We start from the raw sequence: 8,146 nt of genomic DNA, 5'->3' as shown, positions 1-8,146 counted from the left end.
GTTAAAAGCCAACTGCTCTACCAACTGAGCTAACGACCCATGTTTTGTGCTCGTGTGAGCGGCGCGTTTCGCGCGGCTTTCGCCTGGTTTTCTCAAACTCAGCAAAAGCATAAAGGTGGTGGGTCGTGAAGGATTCGAACCTTCGACCAATTGGTTAAAAGCCAACTGCTCTACCAACTGAGCTAACGACCCATGTTTTGTGCTCGTGTGAGCGGCGCGTTTCGCGCGGCTTTCGCCTGGTTTTCTCAAACTCAGCAAAAGCATGAAGATGGTGGGTCGTGAAGGATTCGAACCTTCGACCAATTGGTTAAAAGCCAACTGCTCTACCAACTGAGCTAACGACCCATCGTATTCTTTCTGTCTGCAGCGGTAGCGTTTGCGGCCTCCCCTGCTGACGGGCGGCTATAATACCAAGATCGTTTTGGCTTGCAATAGGAAATTGAATTATCCGTGCCGCTTGCCCAGAAAAGCGCCGGAACGAGCAAAAAACCGAAAAAACATGCCGAAATAAGCGCTTACTTGGATTTATTTAATCTGCTTTTGCGCCAGCTTAGCCGCACTACTACCTGGGTATTGTTCAATTAGTTTAGAAAAATAGCCCTTTGCACCAGAGTTGTTGCCCAAACGCTCGGCAATCAGCCCTTGCTTCAGCATGGAGTCCGCACGCTTGCCCGAATTAGGGAAGTTATTCGCCACGTTAGCGAACATCTCTGCCGCTTGTTGCAACTCGCCTTTGTTATACAGCAGCTGCCCCAGCCAGTAGTAGGCATTGGGAGTATAGTTGGACTGCGGATGTTGCTCGATGAACTGACGAAAGGCTGGGATCGCATCGTCAAAGCGGCGCTCTTTCGTGGCCAAATTCAACGCTTGGGTGTAGCTGTCGGCTTCAGATAACGACACCATCGCCGCTGGCGATGTGCCTACTGGGCTTGGAGTGGTGGCCGCCACAGATGCCGGCGCCGACTGCAGCTTAGCTATCTGCTGATACAACTGACGCTGACGTTCCAGCATCTGCTCTATCTGATAGTTCTGAGTTTCACTGGCCCCACGCAGATCCCCTAGCTCCCGTTGCATCTGTTCAATCATCTGCTCTAATCGCAGTTGTGATTGACCGTTGCTACGCAGCAGTTGCTCTAAGCGGCTAACGCGGCTGTTAAGATCGGTGCTAGCAACGGCTGTGCTAGCGGAATTAGACACCTCGACAACTGGCACGGGCGCAGCCATAGACTGCGCCCCCCAGCTGAGCAGTGCCGTAGCAATTACGGCTCTTTTCATTAGGCTGAATTCCGATTAGTAAACCAGAACGGCACGACGGTTTTTGGCGTGAGCCGCAACGGTCGCTGCGCTATCAAGCAGCTTCTCTTCACCGTAAGGAACCACTTCCATCTGGCTAGACAGCACGCCGAGGCTTTGCAGGTAGCGTTGTACCGCTTTACCACGACGCTCAGACAGCGCGATGTTGTACTCAGGGGTACCGCGCTCATCCGCATGGCCTTCAATGATCACGCGGGTAGACTGGTTCTCAACCAAGAACGCGGCGTGGGCTTCCAGCATCTGTGCAAACTCAGCACGGATGTCGCTGCTGTCGTAATCGAAGTACAGGATGTGCTCGCGGCGCAGTTCAGCGTATTTCTCGCGTTGGATCTCTTCTGGGGTCTTTGGTGCTTCAATACCACCCACTTCTGGACCGTTTACGCCACCGGTGGTTGCGGTTTCGTTAACTACGGTTTCAGACTCAGCATCAATGCCGGAGGTAGAGCTACACGCGGTCAGAGCCAGCGCAGGGATCACAATCAGCATTCCCTTCAATACTTGGTTAAGTTTCATCTTCAATGAATCCTTTATTGTTTTACTAAAAGTTATAAGTACGGCGACCAAGCAGGAGCCTTAACATGGCCTACCTGCATCGGTAATCGTGCTTTAAATCGTCCGTCCATTGACACCGCCGCCAACACTTGGCGGCCATTATGGCTGGTGCCATAAATGATCATGCTGCCGTTGGGGGCCACACTTGGCGACTCGTCCAAGTAGGTCTCCGTCAGCACATCGATATGGCCACTGCTCAGTTCCATTCGAGCAATGTTAAATTTGCCGTTGGTGCGATTTACCATCACCAGATGACGCCCATCAGGGGTGATTGAGCCGCCCAAGTTCCATTCACCTTTAAAGGTCAGTCGCTTCACACGGCCACTGTTGGTGTCGACCCGATAGATCTGCGGTCGACCGCCACGTTCCGAGGTAAACACCAGAGATTTACTGTCTGGTGCCCAAGCGGGCTCAGTATCAATGGCGTAATGGTTGGTTACGCGCTTTAACGCACGCGTGCCCATGTCCATCACGTAGATTTCCGTGCTGCCGTCTTTCGACAACGTCATCGCCAACTGTTTGCCATCTGGCGACCACTTCGGCGAGCCATTGATCCCCGGAAACGCGGTAATGCGCTCGCGTTGGCGGTTGTATAGGTCTTGCACGTAGATCTCTGAGCGGCGGTTTTCAAACGACACGTAGGCCAGCTTACGACCATCCGGCGACCAGGATGGCGACATCAGCGGCTCGTTGGAACCCAACAGCATGATCTCGTTGTACCCGTCGTAATCCGCTACGCGCAGTTGATAGCGATTCTTGCTGCCAGCATCACCAACGGTGACGTAGGCAATTTTGGTTAAGAAGGCGCCTTTATTACCGGTTAGGGCTTCATAAACGATGTCGGAGATGCGGTGGCCGAAACGGCGAAATTGACTGGCCGGGATCACCGTCTGGCGGCTATCTATCACGTGGCTGTTGTTAACCACTGGGCCGGTGCTGCTTTCACTGTCGGCTTGGGCTCGCAGTAAATCAATCAGCTCAAAACCAATTTCATACTGATCTGGGCCAATTTCACGAATGGTGCCCACCACCGCGGCTTCGGCGCCGGTGGCGATCCAATCCGCCAAGTTCAGCTGCGATTCTTGACCCACTCCCGCTTGCGGTAGCTCCATCACTGGCAGCGGGCTAAAGGAGCCACTGCGGCGCAGATCGGAACTCACCACGTCCGCTATCTGGCTGGGCAGCGGTGAGGTGCCTTGGTACACAAACGGCACCACGGCGACCGGCCTCGCGGCATTCACCCCTTCGGTAATAACGATGTCGAGCGCCGCCATCGCGGGGCTTGTTAAGGCGGCCAACAGGGCAAATGCTGCGGCCATTAATGGATTTCGAATGCTCATCATGTCCTTATTTTTCCAGCGCAATGCGCAAGTTAATCTCTTTCATCTGTTCGTATACGTCGGCTTCCGCCGATACCGGCAGGTTCCCCGCCGCTTTAATGGCCGCTTCGGTGGCACGACATAAATTACTATCGCCACCTAATACACTGTAATTAAACACAAAACCATCCGGAGCCAAGTTCAACTTAACTTGGCATTCTTTGCCAATGGTGCTGGTGTCGGAACGTAAGTTACGTTTAATCGCTTGCTGGATCAGAATGGCATAGCGATCTACTTCGCTCAGCACCTGCTGTTGGCGGGCGCGGTTAAGTTCAGTTTGCTCGGCTTCCATCTGCGCGGCCAGCTCCGCTTCCGCGGCTTTACGGGCGGCTTCCGCTGCAGCCTTGCGTTTCCGTTCGGCTTCCGCGGCTTTCCGTTCGGCCTCTTTGCGCTTCCGCAGCTCTTCGGCTTTCCGGGCTTGCTCTTCCGCTTGCTTGCGCTTTTTCTCTGCCGCTTGCTGCGCTTGTTCCTCTTGCTGGCGCTGTTTCGCTGCCTGCTGAGCTTTTTTCTGCTCGGCCTCTTTTTTCAATTTGGCTTGCTTGGCGGCGGCTTCGGCTTTTTTCAGTTCGGCTTGGCGCTGCTTCTTTTGCTGCTCAAGGTTTTTCAGGCGTTCTTGCTCAGCCTTATTCTTGCGCTTGGCTTCCTTGAGCTGGCGATCCAAATCTTGCTGCCGTTTTTGCTCTGCTGCACGCTGGGCGGCTTCTTGCGCTTTAATGCGTTCGACCTGTTGCTGCACCTTGGCCTGATCGACCATGGTGGCTTGCACAATCGGCGCAGCAGTTGCATTGGGCTGCGGTAGTGGCTTCGCGCTAAAATCAACGCTGAACATCAGCAGGCCAACAACAGCAACGTGCAACAGCACAGAGCCCAGAATGGGGCCGGTCATTGAGACTTTCATCGCTATTGATCCCCCGGCTCGGTCATTAAGCCAACCGAAGGAGCGCCAGCCAGTTGCAGCGCCACCATCAGCTGGATCACTTGGTCGTACGCTACTTGGCGATCGCCATTCACTACCACCGGTCGATCTGGGTGGATCTGTAATTCCGCGGCCACGAGGTGCTGCAGTTCGTCCAACATCAAAGGTCGGTCTTCATCAACCGAGCCATTATCCAAAAAGTAGCTGCCATCGATGGTGACCGACGCCACCAGCGGCGGCTTTGAATCGGTCGACATCGGCTCCGCCTCCGCTTGGGGCAGATCAACATTCACCCCCTGGGTAATCGCGGTGGCCGTTGCCATGAAGATGATCAGCAGCACCAGCATGACGTCGATGTAGGGCACCACATTAATTTCGGCAACCTTCCGCCGCCGTTTGCGCGGTTGGTACTGCATCAGCGGCTGTGCTCCGTAGTACTGCTGTGGGCTTGACGGTGCAAGATGGCAGAAAACTCATCCATAAAGTTGGCGTAGCTGTTTTCCAGCTTCTCGACCTTGGTGCTAAGGCGGTTGTAGAAGATCACCGCGGGGATCGCAGCAAACAACCCCATCGCCGTGGCGATAAGCGCCTCGGCAATGCCCGGCGCCACCATCGTCAGCGTGGCGTTTTTCACTTCGCCAAGGGCAATAAACGAGTTCATGATCCCCCACACGGTACCAAACAGGCCGATGTAAGGGCTGGTGGAACCCACGGTGGCCAGCAGTGGCAGGTTTTGCTCTAACTTATCCACTTCACGGCTCAGTGCCACGCGCATGGCGCGATAGCTGCCATCCATGACCGCATCGGCGCTGGTGGCGCTTTTGCTTAAACGAATGTATTCACGAAAGCCGTTGGTGAACATCAGCTCCATGCCACTGTTGCGTTCGCCACGGGCAGACAGCTCTTTGTACAGCTGGTTTAGATCGACCCCAGACCAAAATCGGTCTTCAAATCGCTTGGCGACAAACTGAGCATTTTTCAGCACCTTTTGCCGTTGAAAAATCACTGTCCACGCTGCCACAGAGAGGCCTAACAACAGTAACATCACCAGCTTTACTAGCACGCTGGCTTGCAAAAACAGGCCAATAAAAGAGATCTCAGTGTGCACGCGTTAACTCCTGTTTAATGGGTTGCGGGATCCGGGTTGGCCGGAACGTTTGGGCATCAACGCACACCACTTGTACGTTGGCTTGGCAATATAGGTTGTTGTCTTCGTCCACCAGACTTTGCACAAAGTCGAGGCTGGCACCACGGGCGGTGCAGATTTCGGTTACCACGGTTAATTGTTGGTTGAGTTTGGCCGGTCGGGCAAACTTCAGCGTCATCTCTGACACCACAAACATCCAACTGGCTTGGCCATCGTGGGATTGTTCGTGCCCCGCAGCTCTTAGCATCTCAGTCCGTGCGTGCTCAAAAAAGTTCAAATAGTTAGCGTGATAAACCACGCCACCGGCATCGGTATCAGAGTAATAGATGCGAATAGGCCAGTGAAAAACAGGGTTGGTCACAACTGCGCCGCCAGTTAGCTAGACAATCCCACTACTATACCTGAGCTGCGCCAGTGCTGGGAGGGGGGGAAGATGGCCAGTTTGTACACAATTGCGTCGAACAGGCCAACGACGGATTATTTTTTCAGCAAAAATGACAAAGCGCGCTAAATCCCAGAAATATCCGGCAAATAGCGCGCTTGATTTGGTCTCAGTCGCACGCCTACTGTCGTTGGTAATCAACCACAGCAGTTTGACTGCAACAAGATCACAGCTTGGTTGGCAATGGCTGGTTAAAACTGGCCATCAAAAACGCATAGATATCGCGGTACTCGGCAATGCGCATGGCGGTAGGCTTGCCAGCTCCATGGCCGGCGTTGTTTTCAATCCGCGCAATCACCGGCGCGTTGCCCGTTTGCTGTTGCTGCAGCATCGCAGTGAACTTAAAGCTGTGGCTTGGCACCACCCGATCGTCGTGATCGGCGGTCATCACCATGGTGGCCGGATAAGCGCGCTTACTGACGTTGTGGTACGGCGAGTACTTATACAGAAAGTCGAACTGCTCTGGGTTATCGGCACTGCCGTACTCGGCTACCCATGCCCAACCGATGGTGAACTTGTGGAAACGCAACATATCCAGCACTCCCACGGCAGGCAGAACCGCCGCAAACAGATCCGGACGCTGAGTCAGCGCGGCCCCCATCAGCAAGCCACCGTTAGAACGCCCATAAGCGCCCATTTTGGAAGAGTTGGTGTAGTTGTTGTCGATCAAGTACTGCGCTGCTGCGTAGTAATCATCAAACACATTTTGCTTGCGTTCAAACAGCGCCGCTTGGTGCCAGGCTTCGCCGTACTCAGAGCCGCCACGAATGTTTGGCACCGCGTATACCCCACCCATCTCCATCCACGCAATGTTGGCTGGCGAGAAGCGCGGCGTAATGCTGATGTTAAAGCCGCCGTAGGCATACAGCAGGGTTGGGTTGGCGCCGTTCTTCTGCAGCCCATTTTTGTAGCTGATCAGCATCGGAATGCGGGTGCCATCCTTGCTGGTGTAAAACACCTGCTCGGTGGTGAAGTCCTCGGGATTAAAGGCCACTTCGGGCAAGGCGTAAGGCTTCACTTGATCGCCATCAAAATCATAGCGGTACACGCCGGTTGGCTGCAGGTAGCTGTTAAATTCGAAGAACAGGCTGCCTTCGCTGCGCTTGCCCTGCAGCGAACGTACCCGCCCTGCCCCAGGCAACGTCAGGTTGTGCTGCAGTTGACCGTTCAGATCATACACATTGATGTCCGCCAACACGTCTTTTAGGCTCACCACCACCAAAGCGTTGTTCACCATCTTCACTTCGGCAATCGGGAACTGCCCCTCCGCCAGCACCTCTTGCCAATGGGTTGGCTCTGGATTGTTTGGATCGATGGCGATAATGCGGCCATTCGGCGCTTGGTTATCGGTGGAAAACAGCAGTTTGCCATCGCGATCACCAATGTATTTGTAGGCGGATTCTAGCTCTGGGATCAGCGCTGACACCTTTAACGTACTTAAGTCTTGAATGAACATCCGCGACCGTGGATCGGTACCCTGCCATGATGAGATCAGCAGGTATTTGCCGCTTTGGGTCAGGCTTGGGGCAAAGCCCCACTCTTTTTGATCTTTACGTTCGTACACCAAGCGGTCTTGAGACTGGTCATCACCAAGACGGTGGAAGTAGAGCTTTTGGTAGTAGTTCACCTGCTCCATCTTGTTGCCGGTGGTCGGGGCCTCGTAGCGGGCATACCACACGCCGCTGCCATCTTTGGCCCAAACTGCGCTGGTGAATTTCAGCCATTCGAGCTTATCGGTTAGTAACTTGCCGCTGTCGATGTCCAAAAACTGCCACGTTTGCCAGTCAGAGCCCGATACCGAGGTGCCATAGGCCAACGTTTTGCCATCGGGGCTGATGGCGATGTCACTGAGGGCGATGGTGCCATCGGCTGACAAACCATTTGGATCCAGCAGCACTTGCGGCTCGGCGTTCGCGCTGCGCTTGATGTAAAGCACATCTTGGCTTTGCAAGCCGTTATTCGCGAAATAGAATTCGCGCCCGGTTGCGATCATCGGTGCTTTGCTGCTGGGGTAATCCCACAGCTGTGAAATGCGTTTTTCCACCACGTCGCGGTTCGCAATAGAAGCCAAGTAGTTGTCGCCATACTGACGCTGGACCTGAACCCAGGTTTTGGTCTTAGCGCCATCAAGCTCTTCGAGGTAGCGGTATGGATCCGACACGGCCACACCGTGCAGTTGTTCCACTAATGGCTGTTGCAATGATTTCGGCGCGGCAGGCAATGGCGGCTCGCTGACGGTTGCGGTTTGGCAGGCGGTCAGTGCCGCCAACGTAGCGCAGGTCAACACCACTTTGATTATCTTCATCCATGACTCCCTATGGATTGGTTGTGATCGCCGTCGCAATTTATTGATTTATGACGGACTTGGCGGCAGTGTACCGATTGCCACTGGCGCC

General features: G+C 54.3%; 8 protein-coding genes and 2 tRNA genes. All 10 read right to left on the bottom strand.

All coding sequences use genetic code 11. From position 1 onward, the window contains the following. Positions 1–116: 116 nt before the first annotated feature. The 10 genes from Q0796_RS17150 to Q0796_RS17105 all read right to left on the bottom strand — a co-directional run bounded on the left by Q0796_RS17150 (position 117) and on the right by Q0796_RS17105 (position 8,055). A tRNA-Lys gene (locus Q0796_RS17150) sits at positions 117–192 on the bottom strand. Positions 193–269: 77 nt separating this feature from the next. Then, positions 270–345: transfer RNA gene (locus Q0796_RS17145), tRNA-Lys, on the bottom strand. A gap of 180 nt (positions 346–525) precedes the next feature. Next, positions 526–1,275, bottom strand: a complete 750-nt coding sequence (ybgF, locus tag Q0796_RS17140; protein WP_298445427.1) for a tol-pal system protein YbgF — start codon at positions 1,273–1,275, stop codon at positions 526–528. 15 nt (positions 1,276–1,290) lie between these two features. Next, positions 1,291–1,827, bottom strand: a complete 537-nt coding sequence (gene pal, locus Q0796_RS17135) for a peptidoglycan-associated lipoprotein Pal (RefSeq protein ID WP_298445424.1) — start codon at positions 1,825–1,827, stop codon at positions 1,291–1,293. 32 nt (positions 1,828–1,859) lie between these two features. Further along, positions 1,860–3,185: a Tol-Pal system beta propeller repeat protein TolB gene (tolB, locus tag Q0796_RS17130; RefSeq protein ID WP_298445430.1), complete on the bottom strand. Its 1,326-nt coding sequence runs from the start codon at positions 3,183–3,185 to the stop codon at positions 1,860–1,862. 28 nt (positions 3,186–3,213) lie between these two features. Then, on the bottom strand, positions 3,214–4,131 hold the full coding sequence (gene tolA, locus Q0796_RS17125) for a cell envelope integrity protein TolA (RefSeq protein WP_298445422.1): 918 nt from the start codon (positions 4,129–4,131) through the stop codon (positions 3,214–3,216). 14 nt (positions 4,132–4,145) lie between these two features. After that, on the bottom strand, positions 4,146–4,577 hold the full coding sequence (gene tolR / locus Q0796_RS17120; RefSeq protein WP_298445419.1) for a protein TolR: 432 nt from the start codon (positions 4,575–4,577) through the stop codon (positions 4,146–4,148). Then, the gene (tolQ, locus tag Q0796_RS17115) at positions 4,577–5,269 is read right to left on the bottom strand and encodes a protein TolQ (protein ID WP_298445416.1); all 693 of its coding nucleotides are present in this window, start codon (positions 5,267–5,269) and stop codon (positions 4,577–4,579) included. The genes tolR and tolQ overlap by 1 nt, the downstream gene beginning before the upstream one ends. Beyond that, positions 5,259–5,669 carry a tol-pal system-associated acyl-CoA thioesterase gene (ybgC, locus tag Q0796_RS17110; protein WP_298445413.1) on the bottom strand — a complete coding sequence of 137 codons (411 nt, stop codon included), beginning with the start codon at positions 5,667–5,669 and terminating at the stop codon, positions 5,259–5,261. The genes tolQ and ybgC overlap by 11 nt, the downstream gene beginning before the upstream one ends. A 247-nt stretch (positions 5,670–5,916) precedes the next feature. After that, on the bottom strand, positions 5,917–8,055 hold the full coding sequence (locus Q0796_RS17105; RefSeq protein ID WP_298445410.1) for a prolyl oligopeptidase family serine peptidase: 2,139 nt from the start codon (positions 8,053–8,055) through the stop codon (positions 5,917–5,919). Between the last annotated feature and the right edge of the window lie 91 nt (positions 8,056–8,146).

Origin of the sequence: uncultured Ferrimonas sp., assembly GCF_947489035.1 — a bacterium.
Taxonomy (GTDB): domain Bacteria; phylum Pseudomonadota; class Gammaproteobacteria; order Enterobacterales; family Shewanellaceae; genus Ferrimonas.
The sequence above is the reverse complement of the archived record's forward strand: the minus strand, read 5'-3'. Positions and strand labels throughout refer to the sequence as shown.

What these genes read in the sequence shown, in the direction of transcription:
- pal (WP_298445424.1), bottom strand. Translation starts at nt 1,827, where the DNA reads ATGAAACTTAACCAAGTATTGAAGGGAATGCTGATTGTGATCCCTGCG.
- ybgF (WP_298445427.1), bottom strand. Translation starts at nt 1,275, where the DNA reads ATGAAAAGAGCCGTAATTGCTACGGCACTGCTCAGCTGGGGGGCGCAG.
- tolB (WP_298445430.1), bottom strand. Translation starts at nt 3,185, where the DNA reads ATGGCCGCAGCATTTGCCCTGTTGGCCGCCTTAACAAGCCCCGCGATG.
- tolA (WP_298445422.1), bottom strand. Translation starts at nt 4,131, where the DNA reads ATGACCGGCCCCATTCTGGGCTCTGTGCTGTTGCACGTTGCTGTTGTT.
- tolR (WP_298445419.1), bottom strand. Translation starts at nt 4,577, where the DNA reads ATGCAGTACCAACCGCGCAAACGGCGGCGGAAGGTTGCCGAAATTAAT.
- Q0796_RS17105 (WP_298445410.1), bottom strand. Translation starts at nt 8,055, where the DNA reads ATGAAGATAATCAAAGTGGTGTTGACCTGCGCTACGTTGGCGGCACTG.